This window comes from Marmoricola sp. URHA0025 HA25 (genome assembly GCF_054059435.1).
In genome coordinates this window covers 1,343,095-1,365,400 of record NZ_JBSSCD010000001.1, presented here as the reverse complement: position 1 = coordinate 1,365,400, position 22,306 = coordinate 1,343,095, and the positions used below count along the sequence as shown (strand labels likewise).

At 70.7% G+C, this 22,306-nt stretch carries 22 protein-coding genes and 3 tRNA genes; 10 read left to right on the top strand and 15 right to left on the bottom strand.

Annotated features, from left to right (window positions below; genetic code table 11):
• Positions 1 to 44: 44 nt before the first annotated feature.
• The gene (locus tag ACVW00_RS06695) at positions 45 to 785 is read right to left on the bottom strand and encodes a DsbA family protein (RefSeq protein ID WP_457110123.1); all 741 of its coding nucleotides are present in this window, start codon (positions 783 to 785) and stop codon (positions 45 to 47) included.
• Positions 766 to 1,284, bottom strand: coding sequence for a MauE/DoxX family redox-associated membrane protein (locus ACVW00_RS06690; protein ID WP_457110122.1), 519 nt, complete (start codon positions 1,282 to 1,284; stop codon positions 766 to 768). Before ACVW00_RS06690 ends, ACVW00_RS06695 begins: the two co-directional genes overlap by 20 nt.
• Before the next feature lie 128 nt (positions 1,285 to 1,412).
• On the opposite strand from ACVW00_RS06690, the gene orn reads away from it, so the two are divergent.
• Together orn and ACVW00_RS06680 are read left to right on the top strand one after the other, a co-directional pair.
• Positions 1,413 to 2,066, top strand: a complete 654-nt coding sequence (gene orn, locus ACVW00_RS06685; protein ID WP_457110121.1) for an oligoribonuclease — start codon at positions 1,413 to 1,415, stop codon at positions 2,064 to 2,066.
• Between the two features lie 28 nt (positions 2,067 to 2,094).
• Positions 2,095 to 2,170: transfer RNA gene (locus tag ACVW00_RS06680), tRNA-His, on the top strand.
• Positions 2,171 to 2,230: 60 nt separating this feature from the next.
• Here the strand turns inward: ACVW00_RS06680 and ACVW00_RS06675 are convergent.
• Positions 2,231 to 3,211, bottom strand: a complete 981-nt coding sequence (locus tag ACVW00_RS06675) for a pirin family protein (RefSeq protein ID WP_457110120.1) — start codon at positions 3,209 to 3,211, stop codon at positions 2,231 to 2,233.
• A gap of 72 nt (positions 3,212 to 3,283) precedes the next feature.
• Positions 3,284 to 3,658, bottom strand: coding sequence for a hypothetical protein (locus ACVW00_RS06670; protein ID WP_457110119.1), 375 nt, complete (start codon positions 3,656 to 3,658; stop codon positions 3,284 to 3,286).
• Between the two features lie 110 nt (positions 3,659 to 3,768).
• Here ACVW00_RS06670 and ACVW00_RS06665 point away from each other — a divergent pair, with 110 nt between their 5' ends.
• Positions 3,769 to 5,343, top strand: coding sequence for a phytoene desaturase family protein (locus ACVW00_RS06665; RefSeq protein ID WP_457110118.1), 1,575 nt, complete (start codon positions 3,769 to 3,771; stop codon positions 5,341 to 5,343).
• 49 nt (positions 5,344 to 5,392) lie between these two features.
• A tRNA-Lys gene (locus ACVW00_RS06660) sits at positions 5,393 to 5,468 on the top strand.
• A gap of 72 nt (positions 5,469 to 5,540) precedes the next feature.
• Here ACVW00_RS06660 and ACVW00_RS06655 read toward each other — a convergent pair.
• From ACVW00_RS06655 to ACVW00_RS06630, 6 genes are all read right to left on the bottom strand, one after another.
• Entirely contained in the window at positions 5,541 to 9,062 is a 3,522-nt protein-coding gene (locus ACVW00_RS06655) for an adenylate/guanylate cyclase domain-containing protein (protein ID WP_457110117.1), read from the bottom strand.
• 180 nt (positions 9,063 to 9,242) lie between these two features.
• Positions 9,243 to 10,022: a hypothetical protein gene (locus tag ACVW00_RS06650; RefSeq protein ID WP_457110116.1), complete on the bottom strand. Its 780-nt coding sequence runs from the start codon at positions 10,020 to 10,022 to the stop codon at positions 9,243 to 9,245.
• Positions 10,023 to 10,024: 2 nt separating this feature from the next.
• Entirely contained in the window at positions 10,025 to 10,906 is an 882-nt protein-coding gene (locus ACVW00_RS06645) for an ABC transporter permease (RefSeq protein ID WP_457110115.1), read from the bottom strand.
• Positions 10,903 to 11,868, bottom strand: coding sequence for an ABC transporter ATP-binding protein (locus ACVW00_RS06640; protein WP_457110114.1), 966 nt, complete (start codon positions 11,866 to 11,868; stop codon positions 10,903 to 10,905). Before ACVW00_RS06640 ends, ACVW00_RS06645 begins: the two co-directional genes overlap by 4 nt.
• A 71-nt stretch (positions 11,869 to 11,939) precedes the next feature.
• On the bottom strand, positions 11,940 to 12,455 hold the full coding sequence (locus ACVW00_RS06635) for an AAA family ATPase (protein ID WP_457110113.1): 516 nt from the start codon (positions 12,453 to 12,455) through the stop codon (positions 11,940 to 11,942).
• Positions 12,456 to 12,511: 56 nt separating this feature from the next.
• Positions 12,512 to 13,033: a hypothetical protein gene (locus ACVW00_RS06630; protein WP_457110112.1), complete on the bottom strand. Its 522-nt coding sequence runs from the start codon at positions 13,031 to 13,033 to the stop codon at positions 12,512 to 12,514.
• Positions 13,034 to 13,313: 280 nt separating this feature from the next.
• On the opposite strand from ACVW00_RS06630, the gene ACVW00_RS06625 reads away from it, so the two are divergent.
• On the top strand, positions 13,314 to 13,568 hold the full coding sequence (locus ACVW00_RS06625) for a hypothetical protein (protein ID WP_457110111.1): 255 nt from the start codon (positions 13,314 to 13,316) through the stop codon (positions 13,566 to 13,568).
• Positions 13,569 to 14,243: 675 nt separating this feature from the next.
• Positions 14,244 to 15,509, top strand: coding sequence for a hypothetical protein (locus ACVW00_RS06620; protein ID WP_457110110.1), 1,266 nt, complete (start codon positions 14,244 to 14,246; stop codon positions 15,507 to 15,509).
• On the opposite strand, the gene ACVW00_RS06615 is transcribed toward ACVW00_RS06620, so the two are convergent.
• Positions 15,423 to 16,280 carry a YwaF family protein gene (locus ACVW00_RS06615; RefSeq protein WP_457110109.1) on the bottom strand — a complete coding sequence of 286 codons (858 nt, stop codon included), beginning with the start codon at positions 16,278 to 16,280 and terminating at the stop codon, positions 15,423 to 15,425. The two genes, ACVW00_RS06620 and ACVW00_RS06615, sit on opposite strands and share 87 nt — an antisense overlap.
• Before the next feature lie 35 nt (positions 16,281 to 16,315).
• On the opposite strand from ACVW00_RS06615, the gene ACVW00_RS06610 reads away from it, so the two are divergent.
• The gene (locus ACVW00_RS06610; protein WP_457110108.1) at positions 16,316 to 18,421 is read left to right on the top strand and encodes an ATP-binding protein; all 2,106 of its coding nucleotides are present in this window, start codon (positions 16,316 to 16,318) and stop codon (positions 18,419 to 18,421) included.
• Here the strand turns inward: ACVW00_RS06610 and ACVW00_RS06605 are convergent.
• Together ACVW00_RS06605 and ACVW00_RS06600 are read right to left on the bottom strand one after the other, a co-directional pair.
• Positions 18,412 to 18,711, bottom strand: coding sequence for a GroES family chaperonin (locus tag ACVW00_RS06605; protein WP_457113080.1), 300 nt, complete (start codon positions 18,709 to 18,711; stop codon positions 18,412 to 18,414). The genes ACVW00_RS06610 and ACVW00_RS06605 overlap by 10 nt on opposite strands.
• 65 nt (positions 18,712 to 18,776) lie before the next feature.
• Positions 18,777 to 19,025 carry a DUF3618 domain-containing protein gene (locus ACVW00_RS06600; RefSeq protein ID WP_457110107.1) on the bottom strand — a complete coding sequence of 83 codons (249 nt, stop codon included), beginning with the start codon at positions 19,023 to 19,025 and terminating at the stop codon, positions 18,777 to 18,779.
• Positions 19,026 to 19,073: 48 nt separating this feature from the next.
• Here ACVW00_RS06600 and bcp point away from each other — a divergent pair, with 48 nt between their 5' ends.
• Both bcp and ACVW00_RS06590 read left to right on the top strand, forming a co-directional pair.
• Entirely contained in the window at positions 19,074 to 19,547 is a 474-nt protein-coding gene (bcp, locus tag ACVW00_RS06595; RefSeq protein ID WP_457110106.1) for a thioredoxin-dependent thiol peroxidase, read from the top strand.
• Positions 19,548 to 19,558: 11 nt separating this feature from the next.
• A tRNA-Leu gene (locus tag ACVW00_RS06590) sits at positions 19,559 to 19,632 on the top strand.
• A gap of 15 nt (positions 19,633 to 19,647) precedes the next feature.
• On the opposite strand, the gene ACVW00_RS06585 is transcribed toward ACVW00_RS06590, so the two are convergent.
• Positions 19,648 to 20,331: a non-canonical purine NTP pyrophosphatase gene (locus ACVW00_RS06585; protein WP_457110105.1), complete on the bottom strand. Its 684-nt coding sequence runs from the start codon at positions 20,329 to 20,331 to the stop codon at positions 19,648 to 19,650.
• Complete coding sequence (gene rph, locus ACVW00_RS06580; protein ID WP_457110104.1) at positions 20,324 to 21,049, bottom strand: ribonuclease PH; 726 nt, start codon at positions 21,047 to 21,049, stop codon at positions 20,324 to 20,326. Before rph ends, ACVW00_RS06585 begins: the two co-directional genes overlap by 8 nt.
• Positions 21,050 to 21,175: 126 nt before the next feature.
• Here rph and ACVW00_RS06575 point away from each other — a divergent pair, with 126 nt between their 5' ends.
• Positions 21,176 to 22,180: a DUF5995 family protein gene (locus ACVW00_RS06575; RefSeq protein WP_457110103.1), complete on the top strand. Its 1,005-nt coding sequence runs from the start codon at positions 21,176 to 21,178 to the stop codon at positions 22,178 to 22,180.
• The last annotated feature ends 126 nt before the right edge of the window (positions 22,181 to 22,306 follow it).

The window sequence follows — 22,306 nt, the reverse complement described above, 5'->3', positions numbered from 1 at the left end:
GACCCGATTGTGCCGGTCGCCGGCGTTGCGCGGGCGGGCGGGCGTCAGCCCTTGTCGACCGCGTCCTCGATCTGGCTGACGTACTGCGGCACCGAGACGGCCGGCAGCTCCTTGCCGTCGATGAACACGGTCGGTGTCCCCTGGAGGTGAAGGCTGCTCATGATGTTCCCGACCGAGGAGAAGAACTGCTCGTCCCTGGTCGCCATCGCGGTGCGCACGGCTGCGCTGTCGCCGCCGGCCTCCTTGACCCAGCCGGCGATCTGGCTGTCGGTGACCTGCCCGGAGCTCTGCTCGTATGGCTGGTGGTCGTACAGCAGGTCGTGCAGCTTCAGGGCCGCCTTCGGCGATGCGTGCTGGAGCACCGCGGCCCAGGCGTTCAGCGCCTTGCCCGAGTACGGCTCGTCCTGCAGCAGGTAGATCGGCTGGTACTCGACGTACACCTTTCCCTTGGCAGCGTTCTCGCGGAGGAAGTCCCTGGTCGAGCTCTCGAGCTCCCGGCAGTACGGGCACTGGAAGTCCTCGTAGATGACCACCTTGACCGGCGCCGAGCTGTCGCCGACCTGCAGCGACGTCGTGCCGGCGACGAGGTGCGCGGTCGCCGATCCGGTGGTCGCCTTGTCGCCGGTGCCGCTGCCGTACCAGGTGCCCGCGGCGATGACGGCGCACAGGAGCACGACGATGCCGGCGATGAGCATGACCCGCCGGTTGCGCTCCTTGCGCGCCTGCTCGGCCCTGATCGTCGCCGCCCGCTCGGTGCGGGCCAGCTCACGAGCTTGCTTCGACATCGTCCATCCCTCGCGCTTCCTGGGGCTCGCCGGCTCGTTCCGCGCCGATCGGCGGGAAGAGGTGGTTGTCCACCGCGACCGGGGTGCGCGGTCGCCAGATGAGCAGCAGGGAGAGGGCCAGGAGCCCGGTGTCACGGGCGATCTCCCACGGGTACTTGCTGAACGCGTCCGTCGCCGGCCCGCCGTCGCCGAAGCAGCCGCAGTTGATCTGGATCCCCCGCGCCCAGACCGAGACGATTCCGATGACGAACGCGAGCTGCAGCAGCGCCGAGACGACACCGGAGAGCCGCGTCAGCAGGCCGAGCACGAGGCATCCGCCCACGACGATCTCGAGCATCGGCAGCACGTGGCCGACGGTCTCGGCCAGGCCGGTCGGCAGCAGCTGGTAGCTGCGCACCGCGCTGACGCTGGTGTCCGGGTGCGGCAGCTTCAGCATCCCGGCGTACACCCAGACGCCGCCGACGACCAGGCGGGCCGCGACACCCACCCAGCGCACCATGTCCTCAATCTAGGGGCGCTCTCTGAGCGCCACCTGACAGCCGGCCGAACAGATGACCAAAGTCCACCGGATCGTGCCCGATCGTCCTGAGCGCACGGCGGCTCCGAGCGTGGGTAGGCTCACCACTCGTGAACGACCGACTCGTGTGGATCGACTGTGAGATGACCGGCCTCGACTTCGTCAACGACGCGCTCGTCGAGGTCGCGGCGCTGGTGACCGACTTCGACCTCAACGTGCTCGGTGAAGGCATCGACCTGGTCATCAAGCCGCCCGCGGAGGCGCTGGACCAGATGATCCCGTTCGTCCGCGACATGCACACGTCGTCCGGGCTGATCGACGAGCTCGCCAACGGTACGACGCTCGCCGACGCGGAGGCCCAGGTGCTGGCCTACCTCCGCGAGCACTGTGCCGAGGGCAGCCGGCCTCCCCTGGCCGGCAACAGCGTCGGCACCGATCGCATCTTCCTGGCCCGCGACATGCCGGGGCTCGAGACCTTCCTGCACTACCGCAACGTCGACGTGTCCTCGATCAAGGAGCTCTCCCGGCACTGGTACCCGCGGGCGTACTTCAACGCCCCGCAGAAGACCGGCGGCCACCGCGCGCTGGCCGACATCCAGGAGAGCATCGAGGAGCTGCGCTTCTACCGCGAGGCCGTGTTCGTCGCCCCGCCCGGGCCCGACACCGACGAGGTCCGGCGGGTCGCAGCGCGCCACCAGGGCGCCCTCACCGGAGCCACGCCGGAGGAGTCCACGGCACCGGAGGCCGATTCGGAGCAGGCCTGAGTCACCGGTACACTCCTGCTCGCACATGGTGGGCGTAGCTCAGCTGGTAGAGCATCGCGTTGTGGTCGCGAGGGTCGCGGGTTCAAGCCCCGTCGCTCACCCCAGATGCCAGAGAGCCGCAGGTCCTCGGACCTGCGGCTCTCTGCTGTTGCGGACGGATCCGGTCAGCCCTCCTGGAGCGTCGTCGGTGCGCCGTGCACGCTCGGGATCGTGCCCAGGCGGCCCTTCTGGAAGTCCTCGTAGGCCTGCAGCACCTCGGCCTTGGTGTTCATCACGAACGGCCCGGCCCAGGCGACGGGCTCCCGGATCGGCCGGCCGCCGAGGACCAGCACGTCGAAGTCCGGCGTACGGCTGTCGTGCTTCGTCGCGCCCTCGACGGTGACGAAGTCGCCGGCGCCGAGCACGGCGAGGTTGCCCATCCGCAGCGGCTTGCCCTCGGTCCCCACGGTGCCGTGGCCCGAGAGCACGTAGACCAGCGCGTTGTACGCCGGGTCCCAGGGCAGGTCGAGGCGGGCGCCGGCGGCGACGCTGGCGTGCACCATCGTCATCGGCGTGTACGTCGAGCCGGGGCCCTGCGTGTCGCCGACGCTGCCCGCGATGACGCGGACCAGGGCGCCGGCGTCACCGGAGGTGGCGAGGCCGACCTGGCCGGAGCGGATGTCCTGGTAGTGCGGGGCGTTCCACTTCGCGTCGCTGGGCAGGTTCACCCAGAGCTGGATGCCGTGGAAGAGGCCGCCCTTCTGGACCAGCCACTCCGGCGGCGCCTCGATGTGCAGCAGCCCGGAGCCCGCCGTCATCCACTGGGTGTCGCCGTTGGTGATGGTGCCGCCGCCCCCGTGGCTGTCGTGGTGGTCGAAGACGCCGTCGATGATGTAGGTGACCGTCTCGAAGCCGCGGTGCGGGTGCCACGGGGTGCCCTTGGGCTCTCCCGGGGCGTAGTCGACCTCACCCATCTGGTCCATGTGGATGAACGGGTCGAGGTCGCTGAGGTCGACGCCCGCGAACGCGCGGCGCACGGGGAAGCCCTCGCCCTCGTAGCCGGCCGGTGCGTCGATCACCTGCTTCACCGGGCGCACGGTGTCGCCCAGTCCTGGAGCACGCAGGCGGTGCAGGACGGTCAGGTCGTCAACGGTCACGGCTGGCATGGGGGCCACCTCTTTCGTCAGGGTGACTGCCAGAACGGTAGTTGAAAGTTGAATATTCCACCAGGGCTCGGGTCAGGGACAGACGCCGAGGACCCAGACGTCGTCGGCGGGCGTCGCGTCGTGGTTGAGCTCCCACGCGGCACCGAAGTCGATCTTGCGGTGCCCGGGCCCGGTCACGCCCTGCACGACGACGGCCGGCGCCGCCGTCCCGGCCAGCCACCTGCTCGAGGGCACGCAGCCGGGGAACGAGGCCGCGTCGTCCATGGTCCAGCTCGGCTGCCGGGTGACCTGCTCGGTGATGGCCATCTGCACGTGCCCGGCCCGGCCGTGCGCGACCACGTGACCGATCACGAGGACCGACGCGCACGCCGCGAACACCACCGCCCGCACCACGAGGGCGCGCAGCATGAAGGACCTGAACGTCCTGGTCGTGTGCTGCGGGAACATCCGGCACCCCCATGCCTCGGTTGCCGGGACAACGACTGACCAGACCGTTCCGTTATGTCCGGGTGCGCCGGTGCAGCCGTCAGCGCCCGGATCCGACTACGGTTCCTCGCATGAGGCCGGCCAAGGACAGCTACGACGTGGTGGTCGTCGGCGGCGGGCACAACGGCCTGACTGCGGCCGCGTACCTCGCTCGGGCGGGCATGTCGGTCCTGGTCCTCGAGCGCCTGGACCACCTCGGCGGCGCCGCGGTCAGCGCGGAGGCGTTCCCCGGGACCGGCGCCAGGCTGTCCCGCTACTCCTACCTGGTCTCGCTGCTGCCGGAGTCGATCGCCCGCGAGCTCGACCTGGACGTGGACCTGCGGTCCCGGGCCACCGCGTCGTACTCCCCCACGATCCGGGCCGGGCGCCACCTCGGTCTGCTGGTCGAGCACGACGAGGGCCGGGCCACCCGGGACTCCTTCCGGGCACTCACCGGCGACGACCGCGAGTACGACGCATGGCGGTCGTTCTACGCCGACGTCGCCAAGGTCGCCACCCGGGTCGCACCGACGCTGACCCAGCCGCTGGTCACCGCCCGCGAGATGGCCGCGGGCGTCGATCCTGCGGTCTGGGCGGGGCTCGTGGAGCGCCCGATCGGCGAGCTGGTCGAGAGCCGCTTCACCGACGACCTCGTGCGCGGCGTGGTCGCCACCGATGCGCTGATCGGCACCTTCGCGAGCACCCGGGACGCTTCGCTGGTGCAGAACCGGTGCTTCCTCTACCACCTGATCGGCAACGGCACGGGAGAGTGGCGGGTCCCGGTCGGAGGCATGGGGGCGGTCACCGATGCGCTCGTCCGGGCCGCGCAGGCGGCCGGCGCGGAGCTGCTCACCTCTGCCGGAGTCAGTGCGATCGCCGCAGGGGATGACGGCGCCGAGGTCACCTGGCACGACGGCACCCGCGAGCACGGCGTCCGGGCGCGCACCGTCCTGGGCAACGTCGCGCCGTGGGTCCTGCGGATCCTGATGGGTGGGGAGCCGGATCCGGAGACCAAGCCCGCGGGGTCGCAGCTCAAGATCAACTTCCTGCTCTCCCGGCTGCCCGGGCTGAAGTCGGGCCACGATCCCGCGCAGGCGTTCGCCGGCACGTTCCACGTCGCCGAGGAGTACGCCGCCCTGGAGTCGGCGTACGAGGAAGCGGCGGGCGGTCGGCTGCCCGCGGTGCCACCCGGTGAGCTCTACTGCCACTCGCTCACCGACCCGTCGATCCTCGGTGACCTCGCGGCCACCGGAGCGCACACGCTGACGTACTTCGGGCTGCACCTGCCCGAGTCGGTGTTCGCCGACGACCCCGTGGCGAGCAAGGAGGAGGCCGTCCGGCGTGCCATCGCGGCGATCGACCGCCACCTCGAGGAGCCGTTGATGAGCTGCGTGATGTCGGCCCCCGACGGCTCACCGTGCGTCGAGGCGAAGATCCCCCAGGACGTCGAGGCCGACCTCGCCATGCCCGGCGGCCACATCTTCCACGGGGACCTCTCCTGGCCGTGGGCGAGCAACCGGGAGGCGCTGGTGACACCGGCCCAGCAGTGGGGCGTGGCGACCGACACCGACTCGGTGATGCTGTGCGGATCGGGTGCCCGACGGGGTGGCGCGGTCAGCGGGCTGGGCGGCCACAATGCCGCCCAGGCAGTGCTCGCCTCGCGGTGATCCCTCGATTTCAGATCGGCCCGACGTGGCTGGTAATGTTCCGCGTCGCGCGCCATTAGCTCAATTGGCAGAGCAGCTGACTCTTAATCAGCGGGTTCGGGGTTCGAGTCCCTGATGGCGCACCAGACGATCTCTCGGGAAGATTCGCCGACTCGTCCACGTCGAAGGCCGGCTGACCCGCCGTCCGCGGTCTCCGACTAGCGCGCGACCTCGCTCTGAGCGGCGAGCGCCTGGAGCCGGCCACTCGCCCCCAGCTCCTCGTACGTCCTGCGCGCGTCCGCAAGCAGCTCGTCCGCCTCATCGGACCTGCCTTCAGCCGTGAGCAAGAGGGCGAGCTCGCACTGGGTGCGTGCGCGTTCCGGTGGCGATCCCCACTGCTCGAACAGGTCGATGGCCTCCCGCAGTGCGGTCTCGGCCTGACCGGCCGGGCTGCCGTCGGTGGCGGCGAGCAGTCCGCGCAGCCGGACGGCGTAGGCCTGGACCGCAACCGGTGACGCGACCCCATCGACCAGCTCGATCAGCTCGGAGTACCGCTCGGGATCGCGCAGATCCGCAGCGAGGTTCACGGCCAGACCGAAGGCGTGGAAGAAGTCGTCGTACGCCCCGCCCAGGTCACGCATGATCCGCGTGGCCTCGACGGCGCGGGCCAATGCGGTCACCTTGTCGTCCATGACGAGCGCGTCCGCGGCATCACCGACGAGGTACCACGACCGGTCTGCGAGCGCCTCGCTGCTCCTGTCCCCACGGGTGTCGCTCGGTGGCGGCGTCAGCGACCGATCCAGGGCTGCGAGGGTTTGGGGCACGTAGGCGGTGTCGGAGAACGTGGAGCGCCGGAGCGCGTTGGCGTCGGCCAGTGCAGCGTCGAGCTCTGTCCACCGACCGGCACCAGAGAGCACCAGCACCAGGTTGGCCTCGGCGGAGGCCAGCATCATGGTGTTCCCAGCCCTCTGGGCCACCGCCACGGCCTCCTGGGCGAATCCAGCCGCCTCGACGAGGTTCGTGGACTGCGTGAACGCCGCCAGGTTGACCAGTGCCCGGGCCAGTGCGCCCGGGAGCTGGTGCTCGCGAGCATGACGGGCAGATGCCTCGAGGAAGATTCGACCCACGCCGAAGGCCCCCGTGGTCGAGTAGTGGATGCCCAACACCGCGAGCGCTTCCGCCAGGTGACCTGGTTCGTCGAGCCGGTCGGCCGAGCGCATCCGGAAGTCAACTCCCTCCCGGAAGTCGAGTCCCAACCCCATCTGTGCGCTGGTGACCGCCAGACTGAGCTCCAGGGCCGCACGGTCGGCGTCGTCGCGCTCCCGCAGCACGTCGAATCGCGGTTGGGCCAGGTCGAGACCGGACGCCGGGTCACCGGCCACGATGAGCGCCCGAGCCCATGCTGCCGCCGCCCGCCCGGCGGAAACGTCGTTGCCGAGGGCGTCGAACGCCTCCGTCGCCTCCTGCGCCGAGACGATGGCGTCGGAGTACCGACCGGCGTCGATCAGGACGGTGGCGAGCCGGCGCTGGAGGTCCGCCCTGGTCTGCGTGTCGGACGCGTGGCCCAGAGCCGTGCCCAGGTGAGCGGCGGCGTCCTCGGGAACTCCGAGGGACGCCGCCCGATCCGCGGCGTGGCACAGCAGGTCGATCGCCGCGCACTCCAGCTCCGGGACGTCAGAGTCGTTGGGAAGCGCATCCTTCGCATCGAGGTAGTGCTGGGCAATGACGGCGTCCATCTCGGTGCCGGCCTCCAGGTGCTCCTGGAGGTAGCGGGCAGCGGCGAGGTGACCGGCCTTGCGGTCGTGGCGGGAGAGCATTCCGTACGCCACCTGGCGGACCACCGACTGCACGAACTTGAGCTGTCCGTAGTCGGCGCTGAGCCGGTTGTTGTCACGGGTGAGGATCTGCAGCCGCACGAGCTCGGCGACGGCCGTGTCCAGCTCGACGCCGGGACAGAGCTCCCGCAGCCCGGAAGTCTCGAAGCTCGTGCCCAGGATGCTGCCCTGGTTCACCACCTGGCGCTCCGCGGGCCCCAGGGTGTCCAGCCGTGCCGCCACCAGGGTCTGCAGGGACGCCGGCGCACCGATCGTGGCGAGATCCAGGTCGGGGTCGACCAGGACGTACTGTCCGCCCCGAGGGACGAGGAGGTCCCGGTCGATCAGCGAGCGCACGGTCTCCACGGCGTACAGCGGCACACCCTCGGCGCGGTCGACCAACGCCGCGGACACCTCCGCGGGCAGACCCGCGACCAGGCCGTTGACGAGGGTCGCCATGTCCCTCTGCTCGAGAGGAGCCAGGTGGAGCACGGCGGCACGCCGGTTGGTGGCCAGCCCGGGGCGGCTCTCGAGCAGCCCCGGACGTGTCAGCAGCACGACCAGGCACGGGAACGTGGCCGCCTCGAGCAGGTACTCGACGAAGGCGAGCATGCCCTCGTCGGCGTGCTGCGCGTCGTCGACGAGGAAGGCCACCTGGTCGCCGGCACTGACCCGCTCGAAGAAGGTCACCCAGGCAGCGAAGAGCTCCTCGCGCGTGAAGCTGCCGATGGCTCCGCCGGCGAGGAGGGCGCCGACGCGGGCGGCCAGCCACGCCCGCTCGTCAGGATCAGGTACGACGGCCGCCAGCCCCTCGGCCACCAGGTCCGCAGAGCTGGTCGCCGCTGTGTCCGATGTCTGATCGTCCTCCCCGGCGCGGCCGGCGAGCTGCAGCAGGCGCAGCCGGACTGCCTCGGCGAGCGCCCAGTAGGCGATGCCGTCCCCGTAGGCCAGACACCTCCCCTGGTGCCAGTAGGTCTCCTCGACCAGCCCGTCGATGTACTTGAAGAACTCCCAGCCGATCCGGGTCTTGCCGACGCCGGCTTCGCCGTCGACCACCACCAGGGCCGCTCGGCCGTTCTCCCCGGTTGCGTGGAACTGGTCCTTGACCAGCCGCAGCTCCCGGTCCCGGCCGACGAAGGGAGCCTCGAGCCCGTCGGCGCGGGCGGCACCGCCCGTCGAGGCGATCACCGCGCGTGCCGCCCAGAGCGCGACCGGATCGGCCTTGCCCTTGAGCGTGTGAGTGCCGACGTCGGCGTACGAGATCGCCGCGGAGCTGAGCAGCTTGGTGGTCTCGTCGACCCACACCTCGCCAGGGGCAGCGATCGACTGCACCCTCGAGGCGGTGTTGACCGGGTCTCCGGCGACCATTCCCTGCTGCTCGGCACCGATCGTCACGGCCACCTCGCCGGTGACGACGCCGACTCGCATGGCCAGTTCGTCCGCACCGACGTCCCCACCGAGCTCGGTGACCATCCGGACCAGCTCCAGGCCGGCGCGGACCGCCCGTTCGGCGTCGTCCTCGTGGGTGGTGGGCACTCCCCAGACCGCCATCACGGCGTCGCCGATGAACTTCTCGATCGTCCCGCCGTAGCGGCCCACGACCTGTCGGCAGCCGTCGAAGAAGCGCGACAACAGCTCCCGCGACTCCTCCTGGTCACGCGTCTCGGAGGCGGTGGTGAAGCCGACGAGGTCGCCGAAGAGAACGCTGGTCACCCGGCGCTCCGCGACCGGGCGGGACTCCGGCACGGGGGGCACCACGGTCGCGCCAGCAGCCGACGGGGCACCGCAGCTGCTGCAGAACCGTGCGCCGGCCAGCAGGGCCTCGCCGCAGGTGCCGCACTGCTGCGCGGTCGGAGCGCCGCACTCGTGGCAGAAGCGGGCGCCCTCGAGCAACCCCGTGGCGCCGCAGGCCCCGCACGTGATCATCGGCCGACCCTCCCGGCGACCCGTGGGCCCGGATGGGCCGGACGCACCTGTCTGGCATCCTGCCCGGTGTCCGCGCTTCGTGTCAGAGGCTTCGGCAAAGTCGCTCGAGCTGACCTCAGCTGGTTGGCGGTCCGACCGGGGTCGGCACGAGCTCGCCCTGTTGCCCGCGGCCGTCCTCCGTCAGCGCTGGACCGGGATCGTCGCGGCGCTCGGGGGTGCCATCCCGGTGGCAGGCGTGAAGGTGAAGGTGACGTCCTTCGCGTCGGCGGGGACCGCGGTGGGCACCGCGAGCGTCGCGGTGGCCTCCTCCTTGAGCTTGTAGGTGATCGTGCCCAGGGGTGTGGACCCGCTCGCCGTGGAGATGGTGCCCGCGCAGCCCTGAGCACCGGTGCCACAGGTGACCTGGAGGCCGACCTTGCCGGCCGGGCTCACCGGGAGGATCGTGCTGGCGACGTTGAGGACCGAGGGGAACGTGTTCCCGGTGGGCGTGCTGTCGCTGTTCGGGTCGAAGCAGCCGTCGAACTCGAAGACGGGATTGTTGACGTCGTTGCCCTGCTTGTCGGTCATCGTCTGGAAGCCGACGAGCTTGCTCGGGCCGCCTGCGGTGAAGCAGTCGTTGCTGTGAACGTTGAGCTCGAACTTCCCGTAGCCCTCCGGCGGCATCGGCACGTTCGGGTCGGTCCAGCCCATCAGGCAGATCCAGTCAGCGCCTGGTCCCACGTCGGCGACGTCGGGACCGTGCTTGTCGCACATGGCGACCGGCTGCAGCGATGCCGCGGTGATGCCGGGGTGGCCGAGGAGTCTCGCCTGCTCGGCGTACTGGTTCGCGAAGACGACCGGCAGGGCCCGCTCGAGACGCGCCCTGGTGACGGTGCTGCCGTCGCCGGTCGCCACGGCGACCGCGCCGATGCCGGCGAGGGCCGCGAGGGCGATCGCGATCGTGATGATGACGCGGCGCACGGTCAGCCTCCTGTGATGTCGCGGCGGCGGAGCATGACGAAGCCGGCGAGGAGCGAGACGAGGCTCCAGACGCCGGAGACGACGAGCCCCTGGGTGAGTGGTCCGGTGAACTGCGGTGACGCGAGCAGCCCGTGCCAGGACTCGTACGGCGTGGTGAGCAGCAGCGGCCGGATCGCCTCGATCCCACCGAGCGCTCCGACGAGCTGCATCACCATGGCGAGTACGACGGGCGTCGCGATGCCGGCTGCAGGGTTGCGCGTCGCGATGGAGAGCAGGATCGCCAAGCACGTGAAGCCGAGGGTCGGTGCCAGCGTGGTGGCCCAGCTCGCCGAGACGAGCCTGAGCGCCTCGTGGGCGCCGATGAGCTGGCCGGACGCACCCACCAGCGGCTGGTGACCGCCGATGAGCACGCTGGATGCGATCGTCGAGGCAGCCAGGAGCACGACCATCACGACCGCGAAGCCGGCCGCGGTGAGCGCCTTTGCCCAGAAGAGCTTCGCCCGGCTGGTCGAGCGGGTCAGGACGGTCTTCCAGGTCCCGTGCTGGTCCTCACTGGCGAAGATGTCGCCGGCCACGATCGCGGTGAGCAGGGGAAGGACCCACTGGCAGGCGAAGCCGAGGATGAGCAGGGCGAGCGAGAACCCGTTGGTGGTCGCGTACCGCCCGAAGAGGGTGTCCTTGGGGGGCCGTGACTGCGCGTGGATGATGGCCACCACCGGGACCGGTCCGAGGAGCGCTCCGAGGAGCACGGCGCGGGCGCGGTACTGCGCGACGAGCTTGCGCACCTCCCAGCCGAGCGCGGCGGGCAGCCCCGGAGTCGGGCGCGCGTCGGGCACTGCGGTCGCGGTCTCGCTCGAGGTGTCGAGGGTCGTCGAGCTGGTCATCGGGCCACCACTCCGTCGAGTCCGTGGCGGTGACCGCCGTCTGCGTGCTCGGTGTCGTCGGTGAGCATGAAGAAGAGCGCCTCGAGCGGTGTCTCGGTCGGGCTGAACGCGCGCAGGTCGATGCCCGCCCTGACGAGGGCCGCCACGTAGCGCGACACCTCGTGCTCCTGGCCCACGACGCGGAGGCGCTCGTCGGCATCGCGAGTCACGGTGACGTCGGGGTGCTCGGCCGCGAGAGCGACTGCTGCCTGATCGGCGGTCGTGACGAGCCGGTGGCCGGGATCGGGCGCCATTGCCCGGAGGTCGGCGATGCTGCCGTGGAAGGACACCCGGCCGCGACTCATGATGGTGACGTTGTCGCAGATCTCCTCGACCTCCTCCATGTGGTGGGAGGACAGCAGCACCGTGAGGCCACTGCTCGCGAGGCGGCGTACCAGCGCACGCATGTCGCGGATGCCTGCCGGGTCGAGCCCGTTGGCGGGCTCGTCGAGCACGAGGAGCTGCGGCTGCCGGAGCAGGCTCGCGGCGACGCCCAGCCGCTGCCGCATGCCGTAGGAGTACTCGCCGACCTTCCGGTCCGCGCGGTCGGTCATGTCGACGACGTCGAGGACCTCCTCGATCCGACTGGCGGTGTCCCCACCGTCGAGGGCCGCGAGCCCGGAGAGGTTCTTCCGCCCGGTCAGGTACGGGTAGAACTTCGGGCTCTCGATGAACCCGGCCACGCCGTCCAGGGTGTGCACTCCCGCCTCGTCCCAGGTCCTGCCGAAGATCCGCATGGTGCCGGCGTCGGGGCGGATCAGGCCGAAGAGCATCCGCAGCAGCGTGGTCTTGCCCGCACCGTTGGGGCCGAGCACCCCGTAGACCTCCCCGGGTGCCACCTCCAGCGACACGTCCACGACCGCACGAACCGGTCCGAAGGACCGGGAGATGCCCTGAGCGTCGACTGCAAGCACGTGATCCACCCGCGGGACCGTACGCGTCGCTACCTGAACGGGGCATGAACGGACGCCGGTACGCCGCAGAGACGACCTGCCTACCCGCGCGGCGTGACCAGCAGCTGCTCGATCTGCCGGGCCAGTCCGTCGACGTCGACCGCTCCTGTCGTGTCCACCTCCAGCAGCGGACCGACGCCCAGCGGCGGCACGTCCGAGCCCCAGAGCTCCTCGTCGGAGCGGAGCTCGTCGAGATTGCGGCCGTCCCGCTCCCGGCCCTGGAAGCGTTCCCGGGCGAGCAGCTCGTCCACCCGGCAGCGCACCTCGACGACCGGCCCGGGGAGCCGGCGGACCAGCGGGAGCGCGTAGGGGTACCAGGTGCTGTCGACCACCGCTCCCGGGCAGGCCCCGGCCAGCCGCAGCACGGCATGCACGGCTGCGACACCCAGCCGCCGCGACTCCTCGACGGATCGAGGTGCCCCGAGGGCGTCCATCAGGGACTCCTTCACCTCGTCCTTCGACAGGGAGGGCAGGCCGAGCCGGGCCGCCAGGGCATGGGCGAGCGTCGTCTTCCCCGACGCCGGCCAGCCCCCGACGAGCACGAAGCCGTTCAGCAAGGCACCTCCCGAGGCGATCCGGGGACGGGAGGACGACGCTACTGCGCCGCGTCGGGCTACGGCGCGAACGGCACCGTCACGTCGGCGTACACGAGGTTGTGGTCCGACGGGATCGACCCGCCGTACGTCCAGTTCGCGACGTTGACGTACGCGTTGCTGCTGCGGAAGCCCTTGAGCATGATGTAGTCCGCCCGTGGCGAGACACCCGTCTGCGCGACGTCCTCGTGCTGACCGCCGTTGAAGGTCGGGTAGTCGATGTTCGCCTTGCTGACCGCGGCCATCGCGTCGTAGTAGCCGCCGCGGACGAACGTGGGCGGAGCCTCGACCTGGCCGGCCACGTCCCCGAACGGCTCGCGCAGGTAGTGCAGGTCGCCTGCTGCGATGACCGGCCTGCCGAGCGTGTTCAGCGCGTTGACGTTGTTCATCACGTCCTGGGCGATCAGGCCGGCGTCCCCCTTGCGGGCCCCGACCGGCTTGGCGTCGTCCTCGGTGACGTGCACGGAGACCACGTAGAACGCCTGGCTCGTGGCCGAGCCGTTGACCGGCTGCAGCAGCGCCCAGGGTGTGTTGATCGGCACCGACGGCTGCTTCGGGTTGCGCACGGGGAACGCGCCGTTCCCCAGCATCCGGTACGACGTCTTGCGGAACACGATGCCCTGGGGCGAGCTGACGCCCTTGGGGGCGTAGTCCCACTCGGCGCCGAGCGCACCTGCGATCGCCTGCACGGACGCCGTGTTCGACTCCTGCAGCGCGGCCACCCCGATGCCGTGGCTGCGGATGTTCTCGGCGATCGCCTGCGCCCTCGAGCCGGTCGGGTCGAGCTTCACGTTGTAGCTGCCGACCCGCAGCAGGTCGCCGGTGCCCGGGTCCGGAACCGAAGGGAAGACCGGCACCCAGCCGTCGGAGTGGCGCACCGAGCCCCTGGCGTTGCGCGCCTGGAGCTGGCCCCACACGGGGTTGGCGTACGCGACGCCGAGCATGTGGTCTCCCGGCTGCGGCGTCGCCGAGACCGGGAAGGCCGAGCTGCGGGTCGCGCCGGAGAGCCAGCCAGTGACGAAGCTGGGGGTCTCGGGCCAGACGCCGTGCGGAGCTGCTGCCCACTGGACCCGGTAGCCGACGGCACCCGAGCTCGCGGCCCAGGTGAACTGGACGCCGCCCGGCACACCGGTGCCGGAGAGCGCGCAGGGCTGCGCGAACCGGGAGGAGCTGAACCGCCCCTTCCCTGTCTTCGACCACGCACCCGCCTTGCCGTGGCGCACGGCGCGGACCTGGATGTAGGTCGTGCCGGCCACCGAGACGGGCCCGATCGAGGCAGCGTGGCGGCGCACGCCGAGCGGGCTTGCAGAGCCCAGCCCGTGCTTCGACGCCGCCCAGCGCACCTGGTACGACGCACCCCTGACGGCGTGCCACTTCACGTGGAGCCTCCCGGCGCACCGGTCCTGGGCACCCACGTGCAGGCCGGAGACGCGTGCCGTGCTGGCACTCGCGGCAACCTGCAGCCCGCCACACAGCAGCAGCGTGCAGGTGCCGGCGATCAGCAGACGGCGGAGCCAACGCAACATCGATCGTCCCTCGCGAGTCGGTGGTGGTGCCTTCAGCCTACGCCGCAATTGTCCGTTTTAGTACCAATTTGGCGAGCCGTTGTCCTCGCCGCTCGAGCCGACCAGGGGCGATTTCAGTCTATTTGATCTAGACCACCGGGGTTCATGGTGATTTGTCGCATAACTTCCGTTCTGCGGCCGCGTTGATCCGGGCATCGAGTCTCGGAGGACCAGAGAGCAGGACCAGATGCGCCGCAACACCCGCTTCCTCGCCGGGAGCCTCGCCTCCGCCGCCGTGGCATCAGCGCTCACCTTCGCGACGCCGGCCGCCTTCGGCGCCGAGGGTGTCGACCGCCCGTGCGGGCAGCCAGAGGTGCCGGCGACCTACGGCACGCTCGTCCGCGAGCCGGTGCTGCAGGTCGTCCCTGCCCTGACCCACGAGGAGTGGCGCTGGCAGCGAGCGCTGACCAGGTTCGAGCACGAGTACTCCCGCGAGGTCGCGGCTGCCCACACGGAGACCGACTGGGTCCGGCCCGGCGGGCTCGAGTTCTCGTGGTCGCTCGAGGTCGTGGACCAGGAGGCGGTCGATGCAGTCGCGGGCACCGACGAGCGCGGCCACCTCGAGACCGTGGTGGTCACCCCGGCCGTCACCGTCACGCAGTTCGAGTACGTCCAGCAGCAGACCGGGAGGACCCGGTGGGAGGACGCCGGCTGGAACGGTGAGCACGACGGCGACGACAAGGGACAGGGCTGGACCCGGACAGGCGCCACCCGCGAGGACGTGGTGACCGAGGCTGTGACCCGGCAGGTCTGGGTGGTCGACGAGCCGGCGACTCCCGCCGTCCCCGCCGTCCCCGAGATCTCCCATGTCGAGCTCCGCTGGTCGGACTCCTCGCCGGGCGCCGGCTGGACCGGTCCGCTCGACTCCCGCGTCGTCGGACCCGCCGAGACGACCACGACGACCGGGGACGACGTACCCGCGGGCACCGGCTGGACGAAGGCCTCGACCAGGGAGGTCCCCGCAGTCGTCGAGACCGTCTGGGCGGAAGAGGCTCCCGATGGCTTCACGGCGACCGGCGCCTCACGGGTCGAGGACGTCGTGAACGAGGAGACCAGTGGGACCTCGGCGACGGCGCCGGCCGGGGACGGCTGGACGCAGGTCGACGGTTCCCGGGTCGTCGTCGTCGACCGGCCGGAGAGCACCGAGATCGAGAGCCCGGGCTCGGTGGAGCAGGTGGAGCTGAGCCCTGCACAGCCGGCGACCGAGGCGTGCGCCGCACCGGCGCCGGCAGGCAGCCAGCTCGTCGCCGCCACACCCACGGGCGAGTCGACTGCCGTCGCCGGGTCGCATGTCGGTGCCCACAAGACTCACGGCGCTCTGGCACCCGGAGCCGCACAGGTGCTTCCCGAGGCGGGCAGCCCGGTCTCACCGCTCCTGCTGACCGCGGGCCTCGGCAGCCTCCTCGCCGGCGGTGTGCTCGTCGGCGTGGGGCGGAGGCGCCGGACGAGCTGAGAGACCTGGGGGGATCGAGCGCCGGAGCCACTGCCCGGGGGGGCGGTCTCCGGCGCTCGGTCGTACCGGCGCGGTCCGGCCTGCGGCGACCCACGGCCACGTCATCAGCGCCCAGCCGACGGCGAGGATCACGACCTCCACGCCGAGGTACGCCGGCCAGGGCCCCAGGACGTCGAGCAGGGAGGAGGTGTCCGGCTTGCGGGAGAGGTAACCGTAGTTGGTGCCCGTTGCCGCGTTGAAGGCGAGCACCACGGCCGCCCAGAGTCCGGTGACCCAGAGCGCGAGGCGGTATCCGCGCCAGCCCGGTCCCCCGGCGAGGCAGACGAGGTAGACGGCGGCCCAGATGGTCAGGAAGTGCATGCCCCAGAACATGAAGTAACGGGGATCGGGGAAGGTCTGCTCGAGCGACGGAGTGATCGCGGCCTGGACCGTCAGCGTGAGTCCCCAGAAGTAGAGCAGCGCCACCGCCCGCGGGTCGCGCGTCCAGAGCCCCCAGACCGCGACCATCCACGAGAGGTCGCAGACCTGGAGCGGCAGCGACGTCCCGAGCGTGAAGTCGCCGGGCAGCAGCTGGAGCACCTGGAACGGCACCGTGAAGACCGGGATCAGGAGCGCGAAGCGACGCCGGAACCGCTCCTCCGTCGGCGATCCACGATGACCGGCACCGACCCGGCCGAGGGCGACCGCGCCGGCGACGAGCAGCGCCAGGAGCGCCCAGTGCTCGGGCGTGAAGGCCTCGAACCCGTCGGCGACGAGCGGCCGGGCTGCCATGTGTCTACCCTAGGTCCGACCGGTTGGGGGTTGGCATGGACAGCAAGGCCGCGATGCGCCTCGGCGCCGTGCTCGGCCTGATGTTCGTGTTCGGGGTCACCTCGGTCGACTCCGCTCCATCGACGGCCCACATCGGGGCGATGTGGCCGGTCGGCTTCGCCTCCGGGGCGTTCCTGATCAGCGCCCGCCGGCTCGCGCCGTACGTCACGGCAGCGATCGCGCTGCTGGGCGCGCTGAGCTTCGCGGTCGGCGGCTACCCCGTCGGGGTCGCCTGCGGCTACGGCCTCGGAGTGACGATCGAGGCGCTCCTGGTCCAGCAGGTCGTGACCGCCGGATGGACGCGGCGGCTGGCGCTCCGGGACAACAGCGACTTCGCGAGGATGGTGCTCGGGTGCGTCGCGGGTGCCGTCGTCGGCGCGCTCGCGTTCACCGGCGTCTCCGCACTCGCGTCCTTCGGCACTCCCTGGAAGGTGGGGCTGGCCGCGCTGGTCACCCACACGGCGGTCCAGCTGGTCGTCGTCGGACTGTTCCGCGAGCCCACGCACCACATCGGCGAGTGGGGGCGCACCGAGCAGGTCGCAGCCTGGGTGAACACCCTGGTGGTGACCGCTGTGGCCTTCCTCCCCACGGAGATGCCGAGCCTGGCCTTCCTGGTCATCCCCGGGCTGGGGTGGATGGCGCTACGTGCTCCGATGCGGGAGGCGATGGTGCAGCTCGTCGCCGTCGGCGTCATCGCGAGCACGCTCACGAACTCCGGGTACGGCCCGTTCGCCGACACCGACGTGATCGGCATCCTGGACCCTGAGTTCGCCACGCTCCCCCTCGAGGCGTTCCTGATCGCGTGCGCGATGGTCACGATCCCGTTCTCGATGGCGGTCGGCGCGCAGCGCCGGAGCGCCGCGGAGGTGCTGCGCGAGCGTGCGCGCAGCGAGCGGCTCGTGCAGAGCGCGCGCGGCATCGCGATCATCGGGACCGACCGCAACGGCCGGATCAACCTGTTCAGCCCGGGCGCACAGCTGATCCTCGGCTACAGCCCGGAGGACGTGTTCGGGCGGTCCACCGAGATGTTCCACACGATTGCCGAGGTGCTGCGGCACGCCGGGCAGCTCGGTTGCGAGCCGACGTACGTGGCCGTCGTCGAGGCGACCGCGGCACTGCCACCGGGGACGGCGCGCGAGGTCGAGTTCATCCGCAAGGACGGCGTCGCGCGGATGCTGTCGATGATCATCAGCCCGGTGACCGACGAGCACGGCGTCCTGACCGGGTACGTCGTGACCGCGGACGACGTGACCGACAGGCTGGACACCCAGAATGCGCTCGAGGGCGCGCTGGAGACCGAGCGCGAGGCGGTGCGCCGGCTCACCGAGATCGACCAGGTCAAGGACCGCCTCGTGTCGTCGGTCAGCCACGAGCTGCGGACCCCGATCACGAACATCGTGGGCTACCTGGAGATGTTCATGGACGGGGTGTACGGCGCACCGAGCGAGGAGCAGTCGCTGGCTCTGTCGCGCGTCGAGATGAACAGCCGCCGGCTGCTGGCGCTGATCGACGACCTGCTGACGCTGTCGAGCATCGAGAACCTCGACCGGCCGCGCGTGGTCGGACGCGTCGACCTGGTCACCGTCATGCGCCGGGCCGACGAGATCGTCCGGCCGGCGCTGCTGCGACGCGACCTCCAGATGGAGCTCGTGGTCCCCGACGAGCCGGTGGTGATCGCCGGCGACGCCGGCCAGCTCGAGCGCCTGGTGATCAACCTGGCCACGAACGCGGTCAAGTTCACCCTCGACGGCGGCCGGGTGACGCTGCGACTGGTGCCTCCCGTCAACGACACCGGACCGGTCATCGAGGTCGAGGACAACGGCATCGGGATCCCGGAGGCCGACCAGGAGATGCTCTTCAGCCGGTTCTTCCGGGCAGCGCAGGCCCGCGAAGCCGCTGTGCCGGGCAGCGGCCTGGGGCTGTCCATCGCGAAGTCGATCGCCGAGCTCCACGGCGGCCGGATCAGTGCCTCGTCGGTCTACGGCGCGGGCTCCACGTTCCGGGTCGAGTTCGCCGCCGACGCAGAGCCGGGGAGTGCCCCGAGCGCGCCTTCGGGCAAGGATGCTCCGCGGGCGCCGACCCCGGCGCAGCCTCAGAGATAGAGGCCCGTGGGGCTGTCGCCGAGCCGGTCGGCCGCGACGGCGTGGATGTCCCGCTCCCGGATGACGACGTACATCTCACCGCTGACCTCGACCTCGGCCTTGTCCTCGGGATCGAAGAGCACCCGGTCGTCGACCTGGACCGACCGCACCAGCGAGCCGACGCCGACCACCCGGCACCAGGCGAGGCGCCTGCCACCCATCGCCGCGGTCGCCGGGATCAGGATCCCGCCGGAGGACTTGCGCTCGCCCGGCTCGCGGTCCAGGGCCACGAGCACCCGGTCGTGCAGCATCCGGATCGGGGTCTTCTCCGTCGGGGCGGCCGACGGGGTGCTGCGCTTGGTCACGGCCGCCGCGGTCACTTCACCATCTTGCGGATGAGCCCGAACACCACCACGACCCCGACCACCCCGCCGACGACCTTGATGATGTTGTCGGTGCGGGGGGCCCCGGAGCGGTCCACGAAGTAACCCTTGATCTGGTTGACCTCGCGCTTGGCGATCGTCTTCGGGCTGGTCCGGTAGACGAGCTGGTCGATCGTCGAGGCCAGCCGTTCACGGGTGATCTCGATGTCGCTCTCGATCGCGCTGAGGTTCCTGTCGCCCACGCCCACTCCTCGTCCGGTCTGCTTCGAGGGAACGTTACCGTGTGCCCCATGGCTGACAGACTGGTGCCCGGTGACGCCGCTCCCGACTTCAACCTCCCCACCGACGACGGTGGCACCGTGTCGCTGAAGGACCTCCGTGGCCGCAAGGTGATCGTGTACTTCTACCCGAACGCGATGACCCCCGGGTGCACCACCCAGGCCTGTGACTTCTCCGACTCGCTGTCCTCGCTGGAGGGCGCCGGCTACACGGTCGTCGGCATCGCCCCCAACGACCCGGCGAAGCTGGCCAAGTTCAGGGCCCGCGACGGGCTCACGATCACGCTGGCCGCCGACGAGGACCGATCCGTGATGACGGCGTACGGCGCCTACGGCGAGAAGAAGCTGTACGGCAAGACCGTCGAGGGCGTGATCCGCTCGACCTTCGTGGTCGACGAGACGGGCAAGATCGAGCTCGCGCAGTACAACGTCAAGGCCACCGGGCACGTCGCGAAGCTGCGCCGGGACCTCGGGCTCGCCTCCTAGACTCGACCAGCGCGCCCGTAGCCCAATTGGTAGAGGCGACGGTTTTAGGGGCCGTTCAGTGAGAGTTCGAGTCTCTCCGGGCGCACGGGTTTCGACAGGCTCAACCACCGGGGCGCGGTGACAAGGCCGCGACCACGATCGGTGCGACCTTCCGCAGTGACTTCCCGCGGTGCGAGATCAGGTCCTTCTCCTCGGCGGTCATCTCCGCCGACGTGAGCTCGCCGTCCTGGTCGTCCGGGACGAAGAGCACGTCGTAGCCGAACCCACCCTCGCCCCTGAGCTCGCGGATCACCCGGCCGCGCATGACCCCGTCGATGACCTGCTCGACCACCGTGCCGTCCGGTCCCGTGTGCACGAAGGCGACGGCGCAACGGAACTCCGCCCCCCGGCGCTCCTCCGGTACGTCGGCGAGCTGGTCGAGCAGCAGCCCGTTGTTGCGCTCATCGGCCAGCTCCCTGGAAGCCCGCGGCTGTCCTGACCAGCGAGCCGACAGCACGCCCGGCATCCCGTTGAGGGCGTCGACACACAGGCCGCTGTCGTCGGCGAGCGTCGGCAAGCCGGTGGCCCGGTGGCCCGCACGAGCCTTGACCAGTGCGTTGCCGGCGAAGTCCGGCTGGTCCTCGACCGGCTCGGCGTACTCCACGACGTCGTCGAGCCCGAGCACCTCCAGGTCGGGCAGCGCGGCGCCCAGGATGCGCTGCATCTCGCCGAGCTTCTTGGCGTTGCGCGACGCCAGGAAGACCTGCACGGGTGCGTCGACGCTGGTTTCGACGGGCTCAACCATCGGTGGAGAGTGCCTCCTGCTGGAGGCGGGTGAGGTCGGCGCAACCCTTCTCGGCGAGCCCGAGCAGCGCGTCCAGCTCGGCCCGGTCGAAGGCCACACCCTCTGCGGTTCCCTGCACCTCGATGAACTTGCCGTCGCCGGTCATCACGACGTTCATGTCCGTCTCCGCCCGGACGTCCTCCTCGTAGGGGAGGTCGAGCCGTGGGGCGCCGTCGATGATGCCCACCGACACGGCAGCCACCGAGCTGACCAGCGGGTCGCCGGCGAGTGCGCCCTTGTCGCGAAGGTGCGCCACGGCATCGGCGAGCGCGACGTAGGCGCCGGTGATCGCCGCGGTGCGGGTGCCGCCGTCGGCCTGCAGGACGTCGCAGTCCAGCACGATGGTGTTCTCCCCCAGCGCCTTGTAGTCGATCGCGGCGCGCAGCGAGCGGCCGATGAGACGTGAGATCTCGTGCGTGCGGCCGCCGATGCGGCCCTTCACCGACTCGCGGTCGGAGCGGGTGTTCGTCGCGGAGGGCAGCATCGCGTACTCGGCGGTGACCCAGCCGAGTCCGGAGTCCTTGCGCCAGCGCGGCACGCCGACCGACGCCGAGGCCGCGCAGAGCACCCTCGTGCGACCGAACTCGACGAGCACCGAACCGGCCGGATGGTCCTGCCATCCGCGGGTGAACCTGATGGGACGCAGCTCGTCGTCGGCCCGTCCGTCTGCACGTGTCATGGGGCTGAGCCTAGACAGTGCAGGGCCGGACCAGACCAGTAGGGACCTTGAACTAGACCACTGGAGACAGGCGGGCCACCTGCGATCAAGAATGAGCGCCGAACGCTGCTTTTGGGAGGGAGCCAGATGTTCAGATCTTCTCGTTTGCGCCGCGCGCGGGCCGTCGTCGGAGTAGTCTCCGCGGCCTTCGTCACCTCGCTGCTGGCCACCGGTGCGGTCGCCGGTCCAGCCCACGCGGACAGCCTGCTGCCCTACGTGCCGTGGTCGTCGTACCTGGCCGGGTGGACCGACCAGTACGTGCCGACCAGCGACAACGACTGCGTCGCCGGTCGCCCCAGCTGCCTGAAGGGCACGCTGAAGGAGCAGAGCCGGATCGCCGACGACACCGCGAGCAGCTGCAGCCACAACGCGGTGTTCGCCCGGGCCTACGTCCGGATGACCCAGCTCTACGGCTACACGCGCGACATCCCCGGCTACTACCAGGACGTGCCGTACTTCAACCACGTGGACGCGGTCTTCGCGAGGTACTACACGGACGCCTACTACAACTGGAGCGGCGGCAACCGTGCGAGCGTGCCGCAGGCGTGGCTCACCGCCTTCGACGCCGCGAAGAGCAAGAAGGTCAGCGGCTCGGGCGACCTGCTGCTCGGCATGAACGCGCACATCAACCGGGACCTGCCCTACGTGATGGCCGCCGTCGGCCTGGTCGCCCCGGACGGGTCGTCGCGCAAGCCCGACTACGACGCCGTCGAGGCCTGGCTGTACGACGCCACCGCCCCGCTCATCGCCGAGTTCGCGGCCCGGTTCGACTCGACCATGGACGACTCGCAGGACGCCTACGGGCTGGCCAACTGGACGCTGTTCCAGATGGTCTCGGACTGGCGCGAGAACGCCTGGCGCAACGCAGAGGCGCTGGTCTCCGCGCCGACGCCCGAGGCGCGTGCGCTCGTGTCGGCGAAGATCGAGTCCGACGCGAACGCGATCGCCCAGAGCCTGGTGACGACCGAGGCCTACGTGCCGCTGCTGTCCTCCACGACGCCGCGTGACACGTTCTGCGCGGCGCACAAGGGCGACGCCCCGCCGGTGCCGTACGCCTTCGGCAACGCAACGGCGTGGGGCTACAGCTACTGAAGGACTGACCGGGGAGAAACGTCCGTTCGGCCGACTGTTCTGGTCCGTTCGGATCATTCCCAGGCAGTGGGTCCCCTGACGAGAATGAGCGAGCTGAGCACACCGTGGCGGGTGGCGCCGAAATCT

What these genes read in the sequence shown, in the direction of transcription:
- ACVW00_RS06575 (WP_457110103.1), top strand. Translation starts at nt 21,176, where the DNA reads ATGTTCAGATCTTCTCGTTTGCGCCGCGCGCGGGCCGTCGTCGGAGTA.
- ACVW00_RS06620 (WP_457110110.1), top strand. Translation starts at nt 14,244, where the DNA reads ATGCGCCGCAACACCCGCTTCCTCGCCGGGAGCCTCGCCTCCGCCGCC.
- ACVW00_RS06670 (WP_457110119.1), bottom strand. Translation starts at nt 3,658, where the DNA reads ATGTTCCCGCAGCACACGACCAGGACGTTCAGGTCCTTCATGCTGCGC.
- ACVW00_RS06585 (WP_457110105.1), bottom strand. Translation starts at nt 20,331, where the DNA reads ATGGTTGAGCCCGTCGAAACCAGCGTCGACGCACCCGTGCAGGTCTTC.
- ACVW00_RS06645 (WP_457110115.1), bottom strand. Translation starts at nt 10,906, where the DNA reads ATGACCAGCTCGACGACCCTCGACACCTCGAGCGAGACCGCGACCGCA.
- ACVW00_RS06675 (WP_457110120.1), bottom strand. Translation starts at nt 3,211, where the DNA reads ATGCCAGCCGTGACCGTTGACGACCTGACCGTCCTGCACCGCCTGCGT.
- ACVW00_RS06655 (WP_457110117.1), bottom strand. Translation starts at nt 9,062, where the DNA reads ATGATCACGTGCGGGGCCTGCGGCGCCACGGGGTTGCTCGAGGGCGCC.
- ACVW00_RS06695 (WP_457110123.1), bottom strand. Translation starts at nt 785, where the DNA reads ATGTCGAAGCAAGCTCGTGAGCTGGCCCGCACCGAGCGGGCGGCGACG.
- ACVW00_RS06605 (WP_457113080.1), bottom strand. Translation starts at nt 18,711, where the DNA reads ATGCTGCACGACCGGGTGCTCGTGGCCCTGGACCGCGAGCCGGGCGAG.
- ACVW00_RS06665 (WP_457110118.1), top strand. Translation starts at nt 3,769, where the DNA reads ATGAGGCCGGCCAAGGACAGCTACGACGTGGTGGTCGTCGGCGGCGGG.
- rph (WP_457110104.1), bottom strand. Translation starts at nt 21,049, where the DNA reads ATGACACGTGCAGACGGACGGGCCGACGACGAGCTGCGTCCCATCAGG.
- ACVW00_RS06615 (WP_457110109.1), bottom strand. Translation starts at nt 16,280, where the DNA reads ATGGCAGCCCGGCCGCTCGTCGCCGACGGGTTCGAGGCCTTCACGCCC.
- ACVW00_RS06610 (WP_457110108.1), top strand. Translation starts at nt 16,316, where the DNA reads ATGGACAGCAAGGCCGCGATGCGCCTCGGCGCCGTGCTCGGCCTGATG.
- ACVW00_RS06690 (WP_457110122.1), bottom strand. Translation starts at nt 1,284, where the DNA reads ATGGTGCGCTGGGTGGGTGTCGCGGCCCGCCTGGTCGTCGGCGGCGTC.
- bcp (WP_457110106.1), top strand. Translation starts at nt 19,074, where the DNA reads ATGGCTGACAGACTGGTGCCCGGTGACGCCGCTCCCGACTTCAACCTC.